General features: G+C 71.8%; 20 protein-coding genes. 18 read left to right on the top strand and 2 right to left on the bottom strand.

Going from position 1 to position 19272, the window contains the following annotated elements:
- The first annotated feature begins 111 nt into the window (after positions 1-111).
- Positions 112-336 (top strand): 50S ribosomal protein L31, encoded by a 225-nt coding sequence (gene rpmE / locus O7619_RS28060; protein ID WP_073828674.1) that lies wholly within the window; start codon positions 112-114, stop codon positions 334-336.
- Positions 337-432: 96 nt separating this feature from the next.
- Positions 433-1521, top strand: a complete 1089-nt coding sequence (gene prfA, locus O7619_RS28055) for a peptide chain release factor 1 (protein WP_282284439.1) — start codon at positions 433-435, stop codon at positions 1519-1521.
- 69 nt (positions 1522-1590) lie between these two features.
- Here prfA and O7619_RS28050 read toward each other — a convergent pair whose 3' ends face one another.
- The gene (locus O7619_RS28050) at positions 1591-3144 is read right to left on the bottom strand and encodes a GGDEF domain-containing protein (protein WP_282284437.1); all 1554 of its coding nucleotides are present in this window, start codon (positions 3142-3144) and stop codon (positions 1591-1593) included.
- Positions 3145-3216: 72 nt separating this feature from the next.
- On the opposite strand from O7619_RS28050, the gene prmC reads away from it, so the two are divergent.
- The 4 genes from prmC (at position 3217) to O7619_RS28030 (ending at position 7650) form a co-directional block, all read left to right on the top strand.
- Positions 3217-4164 carry a peptide chain release factor N(5)-glutamine methyltransferase gene (prmC, locus tag O7619_RS28045; protein WP_282284436.1) on the top strand — a complete coding sequence of 316 codons (948 nt, stop codon included), beginning with the start codon at positions 3217-3219 and terminating at the stop codon, positions 4162-4164.
- Positions 4164-4808: an L-threonylcarbamoyladenylate synthase gene (locus O7619_RS28040; protein WP_282284435.1), complete on the top strand. Its 645-nt coding sequence runs from the start codon at positions 4164-4166 to the stop codon at positions 4806-4808. The genes prmC and O7619_RS28040 overlap by 1 nt, the downstream gene beginning before the upstream one ends.
- Positions 4809-5417, top strand: a complete 609-nt coding sequence (locus O7619_RS28035; protein WP_282284434.1) for a phosphotyrosine protein phosphatase — start codon at positions 4809-4811, stop codon at positions 5415-5417.
- Positions 5418-5538: 121 nt separating this feature from the next.
- Positions 5539-7650, top strand: a complete 2112-nt coding sequence (locus O7619_RS28030; RefSeq protein ID WP_282284433.1) for a transglycosylase domain-containing protein — start codon at positions 5539-5541, stop codon at positions 7648-7650.
- Positions 7651-7702: 52 nt separating this feature from the next.
- Here O7619_RS28030 and O7619_RS28025 read toward each other — a convergent pair whose 3' ends face one another.
- Entirely contained in the window at positions 7703-9169 is a 1467-nt protein-coding gene (locus O7619_RS28025) for an SDR family oxidoreductase (RefSeq protein WP_282284431.1), read from the bottom strand.
- Positions 9170-9256: 87 nt separating this feature from the next.
- On the opposite strand from O7619_RS28025, the gene O7619_RS28020 reads away from it, so the two are divergent.
- The 12 genes from O7619_RS28020 (at position 9257) to O7619_RS27965 (ending at position 18930) form a co-directional block, all read left to right on the top strand.
- A complete protein-coding gene (locus O7619_RS28020; RefSeq protein WP_282284430.1) occupies positions 9257-9688 on the top strand; it encodes a hypothetical protein in 432 nt (143 codons plus the stop codon).
- Positions 9689-9862: 174 nt separating this feature from the next.
- Positions 9863-10099 (top strand): AtpZ/AtpI family protein, encoded by a 237-nt coding sequence (locus tag O7619_RS28015; RefSeq protein WP_181570036.1) that lies wholly within the window; start codon positions 9863-9865, stop codon positions 10097-10099.
- A gap of 11 nt (positions 10100-10110) precedes the next feature.
- Positions 10111-10908 carry a F0F1 ATP synthase subunit A gene (gene atpB, locus O7619_RS28010; protein WP_282284428.1) on the top strand — a complete coding sequence of 266 codons (798 nt, stop codon included), beginning with the start codon at positions 10111-10113 and terminating at the stop codon, positions 10906-10908.
- A gap of 68 nt (positions 10909-10976) precedes the next feature.
- Complete coding sequence (locus tag O7619_RS28005) at positions 10977-11210, top strand: ATP synthase subunit C (protein ID WP_046563803.1); 234 nt, start codon at positions 10977-10979, stop codon at positions 11208-11210.
- Positions 11211-11239: 29 nt separating this feature from the next.
- Complete coding sequence (locus tag O7619_RS28000; RefSeq protein WP_282284427.1) at positions 11240-11779, top strand: F0F1 ATP synthase subunit B; 540 nt, start codon at positions 11240-11242, stop codon at positions 11777-11779.
- Complete coding sequence (locus O7619_RS27995) at positions 11779-12600, top strand: F0F1 ATP synthase subunit delta (RefSeq protein ID WP_282284426.1); 822 nt, start codon at positions 11779-11781, stop codon at positions 12598-12600. The genes O7619_RS28000 and O7619_RS27995 overlap by 1 nt, the downstream gene beginning before the upstream one ends.
- 85 nt (positions 12601-12685) lie before the next feature.
- Positions 12686-14338, top strand: a complete 1653-nt coding sequence (gene atpA, locus O7619_RS27990; protein ID WP_282284425.1) for a F0F1 ATP synthase subunit alpha — start codon at positions 12686-12688, stop codon at positions 14336-14338.
- 4 nt (positions 14339-14342) lie between these two features.
- The gene (locus O7619_RS27985) at positions 14343-15272 is read left to right on the top strand and encodes a F0F1 ATP synthase subunit gamma (RefSeq protein WP_282284424.1); all 930 of its coding nucleotides are present in this window, start codon (positions 14343-14345) and stop codon (positions 15270-15272) included.
- Positions 15272-16717, top strand: coding sequence for a F0F1 ATP synthase subunit beta (gene atpD / locus O7619_RS27980; RefSeq protein ID WP_282284423.1), 1446 nt, complete (start codon positions 15272-15274; stop codon positions 16715-16717). The genes O7619_RS27985 and atpD overlap by 1 nt, the downstream gene beginning before the upstream one ends.
- Positions 16718-16932: 215 nt before the next feature.
- Positions 16933-18075 (top strand): LCP family protein, encoded by a 1143-nt coding sequence (locus tag O7619_RS27975; protein ID WP_282284422.1) that lies wholly within the window; start codon positions 16933-16935, stop codon positions 18073-18075.
- Positions 18076-18183: 108 nt separating this feature from the next.
- On the top strand, positions 18184-18462 hold the full coding sequence (locus O7619_RS27970; RefSeq protein ID WP_047893558.1) for a F0F1 ATP synthase subunit epsilon: 279 nt from the start codon (positions 18184-18186) through the stop codon (positions 18460-18462).
- A 12-nt stretch (positions 18463-18474) separates the two neighbouring features.
- Entirely contained in the window at positions 18475-18930 is a 456-nt protein-coding gene (locus tag O7619_RS27965; protein WP_282284420.1) for a DUF2550 domain-containing protein, read from the top strand.
- Positions 18931-19272 lie beyond the last annotated feature (342 nt).

Here is a 19272-nt window from a genome sequence, read left to right as displayed (position 1 = left end):
ATGGCACACTTGTCCATCGGCCACCGGTTCCGGTTCACGCCCGAGCCCGTCGCGAGCGACGGGGAACACCGACGGCGACCCGGCGACCACCCACGAAAGGACCGAGGCGACATGAAGCCCAACATCCACCCGGAGTACGCGACCACCGAGGTCCGTTGCTCCTGCGGCAACACGTTCACGACCCGCAGCACCGCCAAGGGCGGCGCCATCAGCGTCGAGACCTGCAGCGCCTGCCACCCGTTCTACACCGGTAAGCAGCGCGTGCTGGACACCGCCGGTCGGGTCGCGAAGTTCCAGCAGAAGTACGCCAAGGTTCAGGCCAAGAAGGCCAAGTAGCTCCACCGACGACGCCCGTGTCCGGCTCCTGCCGGGCACGGGCGTTCGTCCGTTTTCCGCCGGTGTCGTCGTGTCGTCCGAAGGAGCATCCGCAGCATGAGCAGTGAGCGCCTGGCCGCCCTCCTCGACGAGTACGCCGAGCTGGAGAAGCGGCTCGCCGACCCGGCCCTCCACTCCGACCAGGGCACCGCCCGGCGGGTCGGCCGGCGGTACGCCGAACTGGTCCCGCTGCACAAGGCGGCCGGCGAGCTGGAGCAGGCCCGGGCCGACCTGGTCGCCGCCCGCGAACTCGCCGCCGAGGACGCGGCGTTCGCCGCCGAGGCGGACACCATCGCGGCCTCGCTGCCTGCGTTGGAGGAGCGCCTCGCCGAGCTGCTGATCCCGCGCGACCCGCACGACGCCAAGGATGTGATCGTCGAGATCAAGGCCGGCGAGGGCGGCGAGGAGTCGGCGTTGTTCGCCGGCGACCTGCTGCGGATGTACACCAGGTACGCCGAGCGGCGGGGCTGGGTCACCGAGGTGATCGACGCCCAGGACTCCGACCTCGGCGGCGTGAAGGACGTCTCGCTGGCGATCAAGACGAAGGGCGTGCCCGACGGCGGCAACGGCGTCTGGTCGCGGCTCAAGTGGGAGGGCGGCGTGCACCGGGTGCAGCGCGTCCCGGTCACCGAGTCGCAGGGCCGGATCCACACCAGCGCGGCCGGCGTGCTGGTGCTGCCCGAGGCGGAGGACGTGGACGTCACGATCGACCCGAACGAGCTGCGGATCGACGTGTTCCGATCGTCCGGTCCCGGGGGCCAGTCGGTGAACACCACCGACTCGGCGGTCCGTATCACGCATGTGCCGACCGGCATCGTGGTGTCCTGTCAGAACGAGAAGTCCCAGCTCCAGAATCGCGAGCAGGCGATGCGGATCCTGCGCGCCCGGTTGCTCGCCGCGGCCCAGGAGCAGGCCGACGCCGCGGCCTCGGACGCGCGCAAGGCCCAGGTCCGCACGGTGGACCGGTCGGAGCGGATCCGCACCTACAACTTCCCGCAGAACCGGATCACCGACCATCGGATCGGCTACACCGCGTACAACCTCGACCTGGCGCTCGCCGGCGAGCTGGACGGGGTGCTCGACGCCCTGGCCGAGGCGGACCGGGCGGCCCGGCTGGCCGGCGAGACCGAGCTGGCCCGCCGCTGAGCGCTGCGGGTGTTAAGCGGGGGCCCCGCCTATACCGCAGGCGTTAAGCGGGGGCCCCTCCTTACACCCTCAGCTGGCGCGGAGGCGGTCCTTGGCGCGGAGCATCTCCCGGTCGGCCAGCTCGAACGCGCTGCCGAGCGCTTCCCGGACGCTCACCGTGGTGCTGCCGTCGACCTCGGCGAAGCCGATGGTCACCCCGACCGGGGTGCCGGGCACCAGGGACTCCCAGTCCTCCGTGCGCACGGCCGCCTCGATCCGCCGGGCCACCTCGACCGCCTCCGACATGTCGGTGTCGGGCAGCACCACGACGAACTCGTCGCCGCCGTAGCGGGCCACGAAGTCACCCCGCCGCATCACCCGGTTGATCACGCCGGCCACCCGTTGCAGCACCAGGTCGCCCGAGTGGTGGCCGTGGCGGGTGTTGACCGCCTTGAACCCGTCGAGGTCGCAGACGCCGATCACCACCCGCTCGCCCCGGGACACCACCGCGCCGAGATAGCGCTCCAGCCGACGCCGGTTGGGCAGCCCGGTGAGCGGGTCGGTGAGCGCCTCGCCCTCGTAACGGGCGGCCTCGCGGCGCATCTCCTCGTGGTCGATCCGGGCGGCGATGCCGTCGATGTAGACGTCCCGCAGGCGGTCGCTGCGCCGCGCGGCCAGCCGGAACGCGTGCCGGTCCGCGTGGTGCGCGCCGGCGTGGTCGCCGGCCCGGGCCAGCGCGATGCTGCGCAGCCGGGGTGACTCGGCGGCGCCGAGCGTCTCGTCGGAGACCCGGATCGCGTCCAGCCGGGTGACCGCCTCGATCGGCCGGCCGGCGGCGACCGCCAGGCAGACGTGGCCGAGCTGGCGCAGGTCGCGGGCGCGGGCGCTGTCCCCGCCGTGGCCGAGCAGCCGGTTCGGGTCGGCGTCGCCGGCGGACTCCACCCGGTCGCCGAGCGCGGCCCGCCGGGCGGCGGCGTACCCGTAGGCGGCCAGGCTGCTGGGGCGCAGGTTGCCGGCCCGTCCGCCACGCAGGAACCGGGCCAGGTCGCCGGCCACGTCGCGCAGCACCCGCAGGCAGCCGTCGCTGTCGCCGTTGTGGTCCAGGGCCACCGCGTTGCGCAGCCGGATCCCCGGCGCGGCGAACGTCTCCTCCGGGATGCCCACGCTCAGCCCGACCTCGCGGGCCCGTTCGATCGCGCCGAGCGCGTGGCCGTGGAAGCTGAGATAGGAATAGGCCATCGCCAGGTCGTGCCAGCCCCAGGCGGTGTCCCGGTCCGGCGTGTCGTCGGCGCCCAGCGCGCGGGCGGCCCGGACCAGGTGCATGACGCACCTGTCGAGCGCGCCCTGGTGGTGGGCGGCGAGCGCGGCCAGCGCGTTGAGGTGCCCGTGCAGGTAGGGCTCGGCCAGGTCACGGATGGCGGCGGAGGCGTCCTCGACGGCCCGGGTGAACTCGGCGGTCCGGCCCAGGTTGATCAGCGCGGACAGGCGCTGCACAAGCGCGTCGGCGCGGGCGTACGGGTCGTCGGTGGTACGGATCACGCGATCGAGCAGGACGCATGCCTCGGCGGAGCGGCTGGCCTCCTGCAACGCCCGCGCGCTTCGGAGGGCGTCAACCTGGTCCTCGACCTGGTCGAGCCAGCCCACTCGCGACCTCCCTGCCGTGGCGCCCGGACGCACCCGTTCGTGTGGCGACCCGCGACGCATCATGATTATTGCGTGAGCACACTCCCGCAACACCCGTCCGAAGGGACAGAACGCGAACGGGTCTCGGTGGTGGTCGCCCGGGTGGCCCGGGCGCTTGCCGAGGCCGGTGTCGAGGCGCCCCGGGCGGAGGCCGAGCAGTTGGCCGCGTACGTGTTGGACGTGCCGCGCGGGCGGCTGACGCTGGCCGACGGGTTCACCGCGGCCCAGCGTGACCGCCTGGACGCGCTCGTCGGCCGGCGGGTGGCCCGGGAGCCGTTGCAGCACCTCACCGGCGCGGCCGGCTTCCGGCACCTGGAGCTGGCGGTCGGTCCCGGGGTGTTCGTGCCGCGGCCGGAGACCGAGCTGCTGGCCGGCTGGGGGATCGACGCGGCCCGGCGGATCGCCGCGCCGCTCGTGGTCGACCTGTGCAGCGGTTCCGGCGCGATCGCGCTCGCGGTCGCACAGGAGGTGCCGTCGGCCCGGGTGGTGGCGGTGGAACGGTCCCCGGCCGCGCTGGCCTGGCTGCGGCGCAACGCCGCCGGGCGGGTCGCCGCGGGGGACCGGCCGGTCGAGGTGGTGGCCGCCGACGTGACCGGCCCGGAGTTGCTGGCCGACCTGGCTGGCCGGGTCGACGTGCTGCTCTGCAACCCGCCGTACGTGCCGCGGTCGGTGGTGGTGCCGCCGGAGGTGGCCGGACACGACCCGGACGAGGCGGTGTTCGGCGGCGCGGACGGTCTGGACGTGATCCGGCCGGTGGTGGCCCGGGCGGCGGCGCTGCTGCGCCCGGGCGGGCTGATCGGCGTGGAGCACGACGACACGCACGCGGCGGCGGTGCCCGCCCTGCTGAACCGCGACGGCCGGTACGAGCGCGTGGCGGAGCACCGGGACCTCGCCGGGCGGCCCCGGTGGGCGACCGCGTCCCGGCGGGCGGACGGCACCCACGCCCACGGCGGCGCGGCGTGGCAGACTGACTCCTCGTGATGCTCTACGACTGTCGGTCGCCCGCCGACCGGGACCGCGGCATCGCCGCTGCCATCGAGGCGGTCCGGAACGGCGAACTCGTCGTCCTGCCGACCGACACGGTCTACGGCGTCGGGGCGGACGCCTTCACCCCGTACGCGGTGAAGGCCCTGGGGGACACCAAGGGTGGCGCCCGGCAGGCGCCGCCGGTGCTGATCGGCTCCCGGCACACGCTCGACGGCCTGGTCTTCTCGCTGCCGGGCGCGGCACGTGACCTGGTCGAGGCGTTCTGGCCGGGCGCGTTGACCATCGTGGTGGAGCATTCGCCGAGCCTGGCGTGGGACCTGGGCGACACCAGCGGCACGGTGGCGGTGCGGATGCCGCTGCATCCGGTCGCGCTCGAGGTGCTGCGGGAGACCGGGCCGATGGCGGTGGCCTCGGCCAACAAGGTCGGTGAGCCCGCCGCGCTCACCGCCGAGGAGGCCCGGGACCAGCTCGGCTACGGCGTGCGGGCCTATCTGGAGGCCGGGCCGGCGGTGGACCCGGTGCCGAGCACGATCGTCGACCTGACCGGCGAGGTGCCGCGGGTGCTGCGCCAGGGCGCGGTCACGTTGGCGAAGCTGCGCGACGTGGTGCCGGACATCCTCGACGAGCGGGGGGCCTGAGTGCCGCCGTTCACCGTTCTGCACGTCTGCATGGGCAACATCTGCCGGTCGCCGATGGCCGAGCGGCTGCTGCTGTTCGCCGTCCGGGAGCGGCTGGCCCGGCTCGACGTCGACCCGGCCGACTCGGACGCGCTCGTGCACAGCCACAGCGCCGGCACCGGCGGGTGGCACGCCGGTGAGGAGATGAACCCGCCGGCCGCGCGGCAGGTGATCGCGCGCGGCGGCGACGTCGCCGGTTTCGCCGCGCGCCGGTTGCGCTCCGACCTGATCGACGGCGCCGACCTGGTCCTCACCGCGACGGCCGACCAGCAGGAGTACGTGGTGGCGTTGCGGCCGGACGCGGCCGGACGCACGTTCGTGCTCGGTGAGTTCGGCCGGCTGCTGGGCGCGGTGGACCGGTCGGCGCTGCCGTCGGCGGCGCCCACGCCGGACGCGGTGCACGCCCGGGGCGTCGCGCTCGTGGCGGCGGCCGACGCGGCCCGGGAGGGCGCCGCCCTGCCCACCGATGATCTCGACGATCCGTGGGGCCGGGGCGACCAGTGTTTCAGCCGGGTGGCCGACGAGATCGAGGAGACGGTCCAGCCGCTGGCCGCCGCGCTGCTGCCCTGACGGCCTGAGAATTCATCCTTTCTCGCGAACTTCCTGCGCCTTTCGCCGAACCTGGCGGCGAAAGCGGCGAATCCGGCCATTCTGAACGGGTCCGTACGGCCGGCTCCTGCGGGGAGAGCTGATGAACCGGGCCCATCTCGACAAGCTGTTCACCGTCCTGCTCGCCGGCGTGCTCGCCGGGCTGGCCCTGGCCGCCGCCGCGCTGCCGGCCGCGCTGGTCTTCGGGCTGGGCGTGCGGAACCTGATGCCGTACACCGACCTGCCGGAGGCGCTCCGGGCGCCGCAGCCGGCCCAGCGCTCCAACCTCTACGCCAACGACGGCCACACGCTCATCACCTCGTTCTACGTCGAGGACCGGGTGGACGTGCCGGTCGGCGAGGTGGCGCCGGTGATGCGGGACGCCATCGTGGCCGCCGAGGACGTGCGCTTCTACGAGCATCACGGCGTCGACGTGCGGGGCGTGGTGCGGGCGTTGACGGCCAACCGCAAGGAGGGCACCCGGCAGGGCGCCTCCACGCTGACCATGCAGTACGTGCGCAACGCGCTCGCCGGTGACCCCCGGCTGACCGAGCAGGAGCGGGCCGCGGCCACCGAGATCACCGCCGGGCGCAAGATCCGCGAGATGCGGTACGCGCTGACCCTGGAACGGCAGGTCGGCAAGGACGAGATCCTCGGGCGCTACCTGAACATCGCGTACTTCGGCGCCGGCGCGTACGGCATCGCCGCCGCCAGCAAGCGTTACTTCTCCACCACCCCGGACCGGCTCACGTTGGCCCAGGCCGCCCTGCTCGCCGGCCTGGTGCGGGCGCCGGACCACGACGACCCGATCAACGGCGACGCCGGCGCGGCGCTGGACCGCCGGGCGTACGTGCTGGACCGGATGGCGGAGACCGGCCGGGTGAGCGTCGCGGACGCGGCGGCGGCCAAGGGTTCACCGCTGGCCCTGAACGCCAGCGCCACCCCGAACGACTGCGCCGCGGTGCCCGCCGGTCACAACGACTGGGGCTTCTTCTGCGACTGGTTCACCAAGTGGTGGAACGCCCAGCCGGCGTTCGGGCAGACCGCGGACGAGCGGCAGCGCACGCTGCGCCGGGGCGGCTGGTCGATCGTCTCCTCGCTCGACCCGGACGTACAGGCCAAGGCGAGCGAGCAGGTGCGGGAGATCTACCCGGAGACGACCCAGCGGGCCGCGCCGACGGCGGTGGTGCAGCCGGGCACCGGCCGGGTGCTGGCCATGGCGGTGAACCGTGGCTTCGGCACGGCCGCGAACCCGGCCGGGCAGCAGAACTACCCGAACACGGTCAACCAACTCGTGGCTGGGGGCGGTGGCATCGTCGGCTACCAGGCCGGCTCCACGTTCAAGCTGTTCGCCCTGCTGGCCGCGCTGGAGGCCGGGCTGCCGCTGGACACCGAGTTCGACGCGCCCCGGGTCTACGTCACCAAGTACCCGGTCGACGGCGGCCCGGCCAGTTGCGGGGGCCGGTGGTGCCCGGCGAACGCGAACACGTCCTGGATGGACGGCGACCGGGACATGTGGGACGCGTTCGGCCGTTCGGTGAACACCTACTTCGCCTGGCTCACCGAGCGGGTCGGCGCGGACCGGGTGGTCGAGATGGCCGAGCGGCTCGGCATCGAGTTCCGCGCGCCGCAGGACGCCCGGATGGCCCGCGACGGGGCGGCGAGCTGGGGTCCGTTCACCCTCGGGGTCTCCGCCACCACGCCGTTGGACCTGGCCAACGCGTACGCCACGGTGGCCGCCGAGGGCACCTGGTGCCGGCCCACCCCGGTCACCTCGATCACCGACGCGACCGGCCGGCGGGTGGCCACCGGTGACACCGACTGCCGGCAGGTGCTCGACACCGAGGTGGCCCGCGCCGCGGCGGACGCGAGCCGCTGCCCGGTGGGCGACCAGTCGATGTACCGGCGGTGCGCCGGCGGCACGGCCGAGGAACTGGCACCGGGTCTGCGCCGGCCGCTGGCCGGCAAGACCGGCAGCTCGGAGCGGAACGCCACGGAGACGGTGGTCGCCTTCACCCCGCAGCTCGCCGTGGCGACCATCGCGGCGAACCCGGACGACCCGCGGGACGCGGTCGGCGGCGGCGTGCAGAAGCGGCAGATCGCCGCCGTGGGGCGCATCCTCGCCTGGGCGTTGCGCGACCAGCCGGTCCGGGACTTCGTCCCGCCGGGCGAGTCCGTCGCCTTCCAGCGCACCAGCCCCCGCACCGGCAACTGAGGTGATTGGCGGGGCCCCCTCCTATCGCCTGGGCGATAACAGGGGCCCCCGCCTAACCGGTGGGGTGCTCGGCGCCGCGGGCGATGTTGCGGGCCATCCCGCCGAAGACGACGGCGTGGAACGGGGCGACCGAGGCCCAGTAGAGGTGGCCGGGCAGGCCGTGCGGGAGGAAGACGGCGCGCTGGACGTAGCGGCTGTGCCCGTCGCCGGTCGGCTCGGCCCGCATCTCCAGCCAGGCCCGGCCGGGCAGCCGCATCTCGGCGCGCAGCCGCAGCAGCTCACCCGGGACGATCTCCTCGACCCGCCAGAAGTCCAACGCCTCGCCGACCTGGAGCCGGTGCGGGTCGCGCCGGCCGCGGCGCAGCCCGACGCCGCCGACCAGCCGGTCCAGCCAGCCCCGCACGGACCAGGCCAGCGGGAACGAATACCAGCCGTGCTCGCCACCGACGCCCTCGATGACCCGCCACAACGCCGTCGACGGCGCGCCCACGGCCCGTTCCCGCAGGTCGGTGTAGGCGGTGCCGCCGGACCAGTCCGGGTCCGACGGCAACGGATCGGCCGGCGCGTCCGGGCCGCTCGCGTTCGACCAGCGCGTCTCCACCTGGGCGTCGCGCACCTTGGCCAGCGCCAGGCCGACCGCCTGGTCGAAGCCGGTCAGCCCGTCCGGCGGGTCGGGCACGAAGCGGGCGATGTCGTGCTCGTGCGCCACCGCCTCGTGCACCAGACTCTCCACGAGCGGCCGGGCGATCGCGTTCGGCACCGGGGTGATCAGGCCGACCCAGTGCGAGGAGAGCCCCGGGGTGAGCGGACGCACCGGCAGGATGAGCCGTGGCCGCAGCCCGGCCACCCGGGCGTAGCGCTGCATCATCTGCGCGAACGTCAGCACGTCCGGGCCGGCGATGTCGAACCCGCGGTTCACCTCGGCCGGCAGGTGCGCGCAGCCGGCCAGGTAGCGCAGCACGTCGCGGACCGCGATCGGCTGGATCCGGTTGCGTACCCAGCGCGGGGTGACCATGGCCGGCAGCCGCTCGGTCAGGTAGCGCAGCATCTCGAACGAGGCCGAGCCGGACCCGATGATCACCGCGGCGCGCAGCACGGCGGTCGGCACGGCGCTGTCGAGCAGGATCCGGGCCACCTCCGCCCGGGAGCGCAGGTGCGCCGAGGGCAAACCCTCCCGGTCCGCCGGCTCCGGCCCACCGAGGTAGACGATCCGGCGTACGCCCGCGGCGCGCGCCGCCTCGGCGAAGTTGGTCGCCGCCTCCCGGTCGGCCGCCTCGAAGTCACGCTGCCCCAGCGAGTGGACCAGGTAGTAGGCGACGTCCACGCCCTCGAACGCGGCCGGCAGCGTCTCCGGCCGGCGCAGGTCGCCCTCGACGATCTCGGCGTCGGCGGCCCAGGGCACGTCCCGTAGCCGCCCGGCCGTGCGGGCGAGGCAGCGCACGGTGCGCCCCTCGGCCAGCAGCCGGGGCGCGAGGCGTCCGCCGATGTAGCCGGTGGCGCCGGTGACGAGGCATCTCACGGCCTCCAGTGTGCGGCTCCGTAGACTCCTTCGCTGTGGAGAACGCGAGGGAGCTGCAAATGATCACGGTGTTCCCGGCGTACCCCCGTGGCTGAGCCGGCGGCGCGCGCGGCGGAGGCGACCGCGGACCGCGGCTGGCGACTGCGCCATCTGCCCGTGCTGCTGGCCGCGGTGGCGGTCATGGCGGTGGTGGCGGCGGTGGCCGGCGGGGCGTGGCGCGGCGCGGACGGCGCGCTCGGCGCGGCGGCCGGGGTGGCCGTCACGGCGGCCAGCTACACGCTGACCACCGTGGTGCTGGCCTGGGCCGACGCGCGGGATCCGCAGCTCGTGCTGCCGTTCGGGCTGGGCCTCTACATCGCGAAGATGACCGCGCTCGGTGGGGTGATGGTGCTCGTCGCCTCGACCGGCTGGCCCGGACTGATCCCGTTCTGCCTGGGCATCGCGGCGGGCGTGGTGGTGTGGACCGGGGTGCACATCTGGTGGCTGGCCACCGTCCACGCGCGACGGACGGCGCGCTGACGCGCCTCGTTTTTCGCACGACGCGCCAACGTGTCCGCGATCGGTCATTCTCTCAGTGGCGGGGGAGGAGTACCGTGCCTCCAGACGACTTCGCCCGCCCGTGTCCCACACAACCAGGTTGTGCGGGGGGTGAGGCACAACCTCTTCTGCTCGACTGATATCGTTCGCCCCGTCATGGCCGGTGACCAGAAACCCCCCAACACTGGCGGCCCGGGCGACGTTCCGTCCGGTGCCGGTCAGGGTTGGACCGCGCTCTCATACCTCATCGGGGGCATGCTCGTCTGGGGTTTCATCGGCTGGCTGGTCGACCGTTGGCTCGATACCGGCGGCGTCGCCACCGGCATCGGGGTCGTGCTCGGCATGGCCGGGGGCATCATCCTGGTCGTCCGGCGGCTGGGCACGCCTACTTAGGAAGGGACGCGGTGTTCGGACAGGCGAACGTCCTGGCTCAGGGCCAGGCGGAATTCCCACCGAGCGTGGGGGACTTCTACCTGCCCAGCATCCTGCCCTGGGGTGCGGAGAACTCGTACTGGTTCACCAAGATCACGGCGATGGTGTGGGTCGCCGTCGGCATCTTGATCATTTTCTTCCTGGTCAGCTACCGCAACCCGCAACTGGTCCCCACCAAGAAGCAGTGGTTCGCCGAGTCGATCTACGGCTTCGTGCGCAACAACATCGCGGTGGACATGATCGGGCACGCGGGGGTGCGGTTCGCGCCCTACTTCACCACGCTCTTCTGCTTCATCCTGCTGACGAACTTCTTCGCGATCGTGCCGTTGTTCCAGATCTCGCCGAACTCGCACATCGCGTTCCCGGCCTTCCTCGCCGTGATCAGCTACGTGATGTTCAACTACGTCGGCATCAAGCACCACGGCTTCGTGAAGTACTTCAAGAACTCTCTGGTCCCGCCGGCGCCGTGGTACATCCTGCCGCTGCTGATCCCGATCGAGTTCTTCTCGACCTTCCTGGTCCGGCCGTTCTCGCTTGCCGTTCGTCTCTTCGCCAACATGTTCGCCGGCCACATGCTCCTGCTGGTCTTCACGCTCGGCGGATTCGCCATGATCAGCGCCAACGTCTGGCTCGCGCCGGTGTCGGTGCTGTCCTGGGTGATGACGATCGCGCTGACCTTCCTCGAGTTCCTGGTGATCTGTCTGCAGGCGTACGTCTTCACGGTGCTGACCGCCAGCTACGTGCAGGGCGCCCTCGCCGACGAGCACTGATCCGATCTTTCGCACCAACCGTTGTCGTCCCGCGTGACCGTCACGTGTGATAACCAGGAGGAACCGTAATGAGCATCCTTGCCGAGGTAACGGGCAGCACCGCTGCCATCGGTTACGGCCTGGCCGCCATCGGCCCGGGCATCGGCGTGGGCCTGGTCTTCTCGGCCTACATCCAGTCGACCGCCCGCCAGCCGGAGTCGTCCCGGATGACCCTCCCCTACGTCTGGATCGGCTTCGCCGTCATCGAGGCGCTGGCGCTGCTCGGCATCGCCTTCGGCTTCATCTGGGCCGGCACCGCCTGATCCAGCCCCTTTGACCGGGAGGTTTTCCCATGTACTTCCTCGCCGCTGAGGGTGGTGAGACGACCCACAACCCGATCATCCCTGTCTGGCAGGAGATCGTGGTCGGGCTGGTCGCCTTCGGTGTCCTCTGCTTCGTGCTGATGAAGTTCGTCTTCCCGCGCATGGAGCAGACGTTCCAGGCCCGGGTCGACGCGATCGAGGGCGGCATCAAGCGCGCCGAGGCCGCCCAGGCCGAGGCGAACCAACTCCTCGAGCAATACCGGGCGCAGCTCGCCGAGGCGCGTACCGACGCCGCCCGGATCCGGGACGACGCCCGGGCCGACGCCGAGGGCATCCGCCAGGACATCCTCGCCAAGGCGCGCGAGGAGTCCGACCGGGTCATCGCCGCCGGCAAGGAGCAGCTCCAGGCCGAGCGGGCCACCATCGTGCGCGAGCTGCGCACCGAGATGGGCACCATCGCGGTGGACCTGGCCAGCAAGATCGTCGGCGAGTCGCTGGCCGACGAGGCGCGGCGCAAGGGCACCGTCGACCGGTTCCTGAACGGTCTCGAGAGCACGGGGGCCCGCTGATGCAGGCCGCCAGCCGGGAGTCGTACCGGGCCGGGGTCGACCGCCTCGACACGTACGTCCGCGGCGCGGAGCCGTCGGCGGTGGCCTCCACCGCCGACGACGTCCTCTCCGTCGCCGCCCTGCTGCGGCGCGAGCCGCGGCTGCGGCGGGCGCTCTCCGACCCGGCCCGCTCGGGCGAGGACCGTGGCGCGCTGCTCACCGGGATCCTGAGCGGCAAGGTCGGCGCGGACGCGCTCGACCTGCTCACCGCGCTGGTTTCCGGCCGCTGGTCGGCCCCGTCGGAGCTGCTCGACGGCGTCGAGCGGCTCGGCGTGGAGGCGCTCCTGGCGAGCGCCGACTCGGCCGGTGAGCTGGGCGAGGTCGAGGACGAGCTGTTCCGCTTCGGGCAGGTCGTCTCCGGCTCCGTCGAGCTGTCGAACGCGCTCTCCGACCCGATGGCCCCGGCCGAACGGCGGGCCGGCCTCACCGGCGCGCTGCTCGACGGCAAGGCCCGCCCGGTCACCGTCCGCCTCGTCGAGGCCGCGCTCGCCGGCTTCGGGGGACGCTCCTTCACCGGTGCGCTCACCCGGCTGGTCGAGCTGGCCGCCGACCGGCGGGACCGCCAGGTCGCGTACGTGACCGTGGCGGCTCCGCTCACCGACGAGGAGGAGCGACGCCTCGGTGCCCGCCTCACCGAGATGTACGGTCGGGAGGTGTCCGTCAAGCAGACGGTCGACCCCGACGTGCTCGGCGGGGTGCGCGTACGGGTCGGTTCCGACCTGTACGACGGCACCGTCCTGCGCCGCCTCAACGAGACCCGCAACGCGCTCGCAAAGCGCTGACCAGCGTCTTAGCAGCCCTGATTCGACGCCATCGGACCGGTCGGTACTAGGTATCCCGGGCCCCTGAACTTTAAGGAAGCAGAGGATGGCCGAGCTGACCATCTCGACGGAGGAGATCCGCGGCGCCCTGGAGCGCTACGTCTCCTCCTACACGGCCGACGTCTCCCGTGAGGAGGTCGGCACCGTCGCCGACGCCGGCGACGGCATCGCCCACGTCGAGGGTCTGCCCTCGACCATGACCAACGAGCTCCTGGAGTTCGAGGACGGCACGCTCGGCGTGGCGTTGAACCTCGACGTCCGGGAGATCGGTGTCGTCGTCCTCGGTGACTTCGGCGGGATCGAAGAGGGCCAGCGCGTCAAGCGCACCGGCCGGGTGCTCTCCGTGCCGGTCGGGGACGCGTTCCTCGGCCGCGTGGTCAACGCGCTCGGCGAGCCGATCGACGCCATCGGCGACATCGCCAACGAGGGCTACCGCGAGCTGGAGCTCCAGGCCCCGAACGTGATGGCCCGGCAGTCGGTCTCCGAGCCGCTGCAGACCGGCATCAAGGCCGTCGACGCGATGACCCCGATCGGCCGCGGCCAGCGCCAGCTCATCATCGGCGACCGGAAGACCGGCAAGACCACGGTCGCGCTCGACGCCATCCTCAACCAGCGGGACAACTGGCGCTCCGGCGACCCGACGAAGCAGGTCCGCTGCATCTACGTCGCGATCGGCCAGAAGGCCTCCACCATCGCCTCCATCAAGGGGACGCTTGAGGAGGCCGGCGCGATGGAATACACCACCATCGTCGCCTCCCCGGCGTCGGACCCGGCCGGCTTCAAGTACCTCGCGCCCTACACCGGCTCGTCCATCGGGCAGCACTGGATGTACGGCGGCAAGCACGTCCTGATCGTCTTCGACGACCTGAGCAAGCAGGCCGAGGCGTACCGGGCCGTGTCGCTGCTGCTGCGTCGCCCGCCGGGCCGTGAGGCGTACCCGGGTGACGTCTTCTACCTGCACTCCCGCCTGCTGGAGCGCTGCGCGAAGCTCTCCGACGAGCTGGGCGGCGGCTCGATGACCGGCCTGCCGATCATCGAGACCAAGGCGAACGACATCTCGGCGTTCATTCCGACCAACGTCATCTCGATCACCGACGGTCAGATCTTCCTCGAGACCGACCTGTTCAACCAGGGCGTCCGGCCGGCGATCAACGTCGGCACCTCGGTCTCCCGGGTCGGTGGCGCCGCGCAGGTGAAGCCGATGAAGAAGGTCGCCGGCTCGCTGCGGCTGAACCTGGCCCAGTTCCGTGAGCTGGAGGCGTTCGCCGCCTTCGCCTCCGACCTGGACCGGGCGTCGCAGAACCAGCTCAACCGGGGCGCCCGGCTGGTGGAGCTGCTCAAGCAGCCGAACTACTCGCCGTACCCGGTGAACGAGCAGGTCGTCTCCGTCTGGGCCGGCACCGAGGGCAAGCTCGACGACGTCCCGGTCGGCGAGGTCCGCCGCTTCGAGTCGGAGTTCCTCCAGTACCTGCGCCACAAGCACGAGGGCGTGCTGGCCTCGATCGCGGACAACAAGTGGGGCGACGACATCATCTCCTCGCTGGACTCGGCGATCACCGAGTTCAAGCAGGTCTTCCTGGGCAAGGAGGACGAGGTCCGCGTCAACGAGGCCCCGGCCGAGCCGCTGGAGGGTGACCAGACCCGCGAGACGGTGACCCGCTTCCGCGACGGCAACACCGACCGCCCGGCCGAGAGCTGATCCGATGGCCGCCCAGGTACGCGTTCTCCGGCAGCGGATCCGGTCCGCCAAGGGGATGAAGAAGATCACCAAGGCGATGGAGCTCGTCGCGACGAGCCGCATCGCCAAGGCCCAGGCCAAGGTGGCGGCGTCGCTGCCGTACGCCGAAGCGATCACCGGCGTGCTGACGGCGCTGGCCTCGAACGCGCGGATCGACCACCCGCTGCTCACCGCGCGTGAGCGGGTGCGGCGGGCGGGCGTCCTGCTGGTCACCGCCGACCGCGGCCTGGCCGGCGGCTACAGCTCGAACGCGATCCGGACCGCCGAGTCGCTCATCGCCCGGCTGCGGGCCGACGGCAAGGAGCCGGTGCTCTACGTCATCGGCCGCAAGGGCGTGGCGTACTACCGGTTCCGCAACCGGGAGATCGCCGGAAGCTGGACGGGCTTCTCCGAGCAGCCGTCGTTCGACGACGCCCGCGAGGTCGGTGACACGCTGATCAAGGCGTTCACCGCCGGCGCGGACGACACGGACGGTCACGCCGGCGCGGACGGGATCCTCGGGGTGGACGAGCTGCACATCGTCTACACCGAGTTCAAGTCCCTGATGACGCAGAACCCGGTCACCCGGATCATCGGCCCGATGGAGGTCGAGGACCGGCCGCGGTCCGAGGGTCTGCTGCCGGCGTACGAGTTCGAGCCGGAACCGGAGTCGTTGCTCGACGCGCTGCTGCCGAAGTACATCAACACGCGGATCTACGCGGCGTTGCTGGAGTCGGCGGCGAGTGAGTCGGCCGCGCGTCGGCGGGCGATGAAGAGCGCCACCGACAACGCCGAAGAGATGATCGAGAAGTACACGCGCGAGATGAACTCGGCCCGTCAGGCCGGGATCACCCAGGAGATCAGTGAGATCGTCGGCGGCGCGAACGCGCTGGCCGCGTCGGGAAGTGAAGTGTGATGACTGTATCCGCAGTGGAGACCAAGACGGCCACGGGTCGCGTGGTCCGGGTCATCGGCCCGGTCGTCGACGCCGAGTTCCCGCGCGACGCCATGCCGGAGCTGTTCAACGCCCTGCACGTCGACGTGACGCTCTCCGGCGGTGAGAAGACGCTGACCCTGGAGGTCGCCCAGCACCTGGGTGACAACCTGGTCCGCGCCATCTCGATGCAGCCGACCGACGGCCTGGTCCGCGGCGCCGACGTCCGCGACACCGGCGCGCCGATCAGCGTGCCGGTCGGCGACGCGGTCAAGGGCCACGTGTTCAACGCGATCGGCGAGTGCCTCAACCTCACCGAGGGCGAGACGATCAACGCCGACGACCACTGGGGCATCCACCGCAAGGCCCCGGCCTTCGCGGACCTGGAGCCGAAGACCGAGATGCTGGAGACCGGCATCAAGGTCATCGACCTGCTCGCCCCGTACGTCAAGGGCGGCAAGATCGGCCTGTTCGGCGGCGCGGGCGTGGGCAAGACGGTGCTCATCCAGGAGATGATCACCCGGGTGGCGCGGAACTTCGGTGGCACCTCGGTCTTCGCCGGCGTGGGTGAGCGCACCCGTGAGGGCAACGACCTCATCGCCGAGATGACCGAGTCCGGCGTCATCGACAAGACCGCGCTGGTCTACGGCCAGATGGACGAGCCGCCGGGCACCCGGCTGCGGGTCGCGCTGTCGGCCCTGACCATGGCGGAGTACTTCCGTGACGTGAAGAAGCAGGAGGTGCTGCTCTTCATCGACAACATCTTCCGCTTCACCCAGGCCGGTTCCGAGGTCTCCACGCTGCTCGGCCGGATGCCGAGCGCCGTGGGTTACCAGCCGACCCTGGCCGACGAGATGGGCGAGCTCCAGGAGCGGATCACCTCCGTCCGGGGCCAGGCCATCACCTCGATGCAGGCGATCTACGTGCCCGCCGACGACTACACCGACCCGGCGCCGGCCACCACGTTCGCCCACCTCGACGCGACCACCAACCTGGAGCGGTCGATCTCCGACAAGGGCATCTACCCGGCCGTGGACCCGCTGGCGTCCTCGTCCCGGATCCTCGCCCCGGAGTTCGTCGGCGAGGACCACTTCGCCGTCGCCACCGAGGTGAAGCGGATCCTGCAGCGCTACAAGGACCTGCAGGACATCATCGCCATCCTCGGCATCGAGGAGCTCTCCGAGGAGGACAAGCTCACCGTCGGCCGCGCCCGCCGGATCGAGCGGTTCCTGTCGCAGAACACGTACGCGGCCGAGCAGTTCACCGGCGTTCCCGGCTCGACGGTGCCGATCTCGGAGACCATCGACGCCTTCCGCCGGATCAGCGAGGGGGAGTTCGACCACTTCCCGGAGCAGGCGTTCTTCATGTGCGGCGGCCTGGAGGACCTCAAGGCCAAGGCCGAGGAGCTGATGGGCGAGGAGGGCTGAGAGCCCGCTCACACCACGGAGGCCGTCCCGACATCCCGTCGGGGCGGCCTCCGCCTGTTCCCGGCAGGTCACCCAGCCGATGCCCGGTTCGCGGGCGGGCGGTTCGCCGGAGGGCGCGGTACCGTTCGTGACACGAATTCACGTCACGGCCGTTGATCTCTGCAACGAAACGGACCCCCGCGCCCGTCTCCACTTCGTGGGCGCAACGATTGGAGATGCTCGTGGGTAAGGGCGGCACGGATCGCGGCAAGCGGTCCCTGTGGCGTGGCGTGCCCCGATGGGCGCGGGTCTGCACCATCCTCGGGGTCGTCATGATGGTGCTCAGCGGCTCGGTGCTTGTGGGCTACAACACACTCGTGGCCCGCTACGAGGGCGCGGTCGGCAAGGGCGACCTCTTCGGTGAGCAGGCCGCCGGCGCCACCGAGAAGAAGAGCGACATCAAGGGCCCGCTCAACATCCTGCTGGTCGGCATCGACCCCCGCAACCCGAGGACCCGGCCGCTCTCCGACTCGATCATGGTTCTGCACGTGCCGGCCAGCATGGACCGGGCCTATCTCTTCTCCCTCCCACGTGACCTGCGGGTGGACATCCCGGCCTTCCCGAAGGCCGACTACCGCGGCGGCAACGACCGGATCAACGCCGCGATGTCGCACGGCAGCAACGTGCCGGGCGAGGACCCGAGCGCCGCACAGGGCTTCGAGCTGCTCGCCAAGACCGTCCAGGAGGTCACCGGCATCAAGCGGTTCGACGCCGGCGCGATCATCAACTTCAGCGGGTTCAAGAAGATCGTCGACGCCATGGGCGGCGTCGACATGTACATCGAGCGCGACGTCAAGTCCGAGCACCTCCAGCCGGACGGCTCGCCGCGCCAGCTCAAGCCCGGTGGCGGCGGCTACCTCGGCCCGCAGGCACGGTACGAGAAGGGCGACGCCCACCTCAACGGCTGGCAGGCGCTGGACTACGTCCGCCAGCGCTATCCGAAGAACGGCGTGCCGGACGCCGACTACGGCCGGCAGCGGCACCAGCAGCAGTTCGTCAAGGCGATGGTGAGCCAGGCGTTCAGCGCCGACGTGGTGGCCAACCCGATCAAGCTGGACCGGGTGCTCCGCGCGGCCGGGCAGTCGCTCATCTTCAACGGCCGGGGCAACAGCGTCGTCGACTTCGGCCTCGCCCTGAAGGGCATCCGCTCCGACTCGATCGAGACGATCAAGCTGCCCGGCGCCCCGATCGGAAGCGGCAGCGCCTACCGGGGTGAGCAGCTGTTGGACCCGGCCGACGACTTCTTCGCCGCCCTGCGCACCGACCAGCTCGACGGGTTCCTGCTGGAGCACCCCGACTTCAAGCAGAAGAGCAAGTAGCCTGAGCGCGTGCGGGACGACGTGGTCCGGCTCTCACCACCCGCCGTGGGCGGGCGACGAGGACGCGACTAGACTTTCGGCAATCCGCCGCCGCAGCAAGGAGACAGCGTGGCACAGCAGCTTCACGTCGAGCTCGTAGCCGTCGAGGAGAAGGTCTGGACCGGTGAGGCCGAGATGGTGGTCGCCCGCACGACCGAGGGCGAGCTCGGTGTGCTGCCGGGACACGCGCCGCTGCTCGGCCAGCTCGCGGAGCCCAGCCAGGTCCGCATCAAGCAGGCCGGCGGTCAGCAGGTCGCGTACGACGTCGCCGGCGGCTTCCTGTCGGTGACCGGTGAGGGCGTGACAGTCCTCGCCGAGAGCGCCACCCCGGCCACCCCGGCCCGCTGAGCCGACCCGCCGATGGAGATCGTGGAAGGGATCGGAGTCGGCGTTGCGATCGTCGTCGTCGCGCTTCTGATCCTCTTCATCCGGCGGGCCCTGTTCACCCGTAGCGGGGGCATCATCCGACTGAGCGTCCGGGTCACCACCATGCTCGACGGTCGCGGCTGGTCGCCCGGCTTCGGCCGCTTCGTCGGCGACCAGCTTCGGTGGTACCGCATGTTCAGCTTCGCGTTGCGCCCGAAGCGGGTGCTCTCCCGCAAGGGGCTGGCGGTGGAGCGACGCCGGCTGCCGGAGGGGCAGGAGCGCCTCTCCATGCCGCCCGACTGGGTGATCCTGCGCTGTACCAGTCACCACGCTCCGGTCGAGATCGCCATGGCGCGCTCCACGGTCACTGGCTTCCTCTCCTGGCTCGAGGCCGCCCCTCCGGGGGCGGTCTCGCCGCGTATGGCCTCCCAGGACTGGCCCGCCGCCTGACGCGGGTCCTTCCCCGACCGGTCGTGCCCGGCCGGCTTTCTTGACTGACTCCAGTTCGGCGACGCGGCGGGAGCGATGTCGCCACCCCGGGTGCCTCCATGGTGCTCCGGCTGTTCCCCTCGCGGCGGGGCGAGAAGGGCTGGCCGCGCATGGCGACTGGGCGGAACGTGGTGGGTGTCTGCGCAGCGCCGATGCCCCCGTGGCGTTCCAGGCACGGGCGGGGTGGAGCGTCACGGACGCCTGCGGCGCGTGAGACACCCCTGGCGTGCCGGTCGTGGGCTGGGCGGAGTGCGGGTGGAACGGTGTGGGTGTCTGCGGTGTCCGGAGACACCCCTGACGTTC

Source organism: Micromonospora sp. WMMD998, assembly GCF_029581235.1.
In the GTDB taxonomy this organism is placed as follows: domain Bacteria; phylum Actinomycetota; class Actinomycetes; order Mycobacteriales; family Micromonosporaceae; genus Micromonospora.
This window is presented reverse-complemented; position numbering and strand designations above follow the sequence as displayed.

Coding starts and splice junctions, on each gene's coding strand:
- rpmE (WP_073828674.1), top strand. CDS start 112: ATGAAGCCCAACATCCACCCGGAGTACGCGACCACCGAGGTCCGTTGC.
- prfA (WP_282284439.1), top strand. CDS start 433: ATGAGCAGTGAGCGCCTGGCCGCCCTCCTCGACGAGTACGCCGAGCTG.
- O7619_RS28040 (WP_282284435.1), top strand. CDS start 4,164: ATGCTCTACGACTGTCGGTCGCCCGCCGACCGGGACCGCGGCATCGCC.
- O7619_RS28030 (WP_282284433.1), top strand. CDS start 5,539: ATGAACCGGGCCCATCTCGACAAGCTGTTCACCGTCCTGCTCGCCGGC.
- O7619_RS28015 (WP_181570036.1), top strand. CDS start 9,863: ATGGCCGGTGACCAGAAACCCCCCAACACTGGCGGCCCGGGCGACGTT.
- O7619_RS28005 (WP_046563803.1), top strand. CDS start 10,977: ATGAGCATCCTTGCCGAGGTAACGGGCAGCACCGCTGCCATCGGTTAC.
- O7619_RS28000 (WP_282284427.1), top strand. CDS start 11,240: ATGTACTTCCTCGCCGCTGAGGGTGGTGAGACGACCCACAACCCGATC.
- O7619_RS27995 (WP_282284426.1), top strand. CDS start 11,779: ATGCAGGCCGCCAGCCGGGAGTCGTACCGGGCCGGGGTCGACCGCCTC.
- atpA (WP_282284425.1), top strand. CDS start 12,686: ATGGCCGAGCTGACCATCTCGACGGAGGAGATCCGCGGCGCCCTGGAG.
- O7619_RS27985 (WP_282284424.1), top strand. CDS start 14,343: ATGGCCGCCCAGGTACGCGTTCTCCGGCAGCGGATCCGGTCCGCCAAG.
- atpD (WP_282284423.1), top strand. CDS start 15,272: ATGACTGTATCCGCAGTGGAGACCAAGACGGCCACGGGTCGCGTGGTC.
- O7619_RS27975 (WP_282284422.1), top strand. CDS start 16,933: ATGCTCGTGGGTAAGGGCGGCACGGATCGCGGCAAGCGGTCCCTGTGG.
- O7619_RS27965 (WP_282284420.1), top strand. CDS start 18,475: ATGGAGATCGTGGAAGGGATCGGAGTCGGCGTTGCGATCGTCGTCGTC.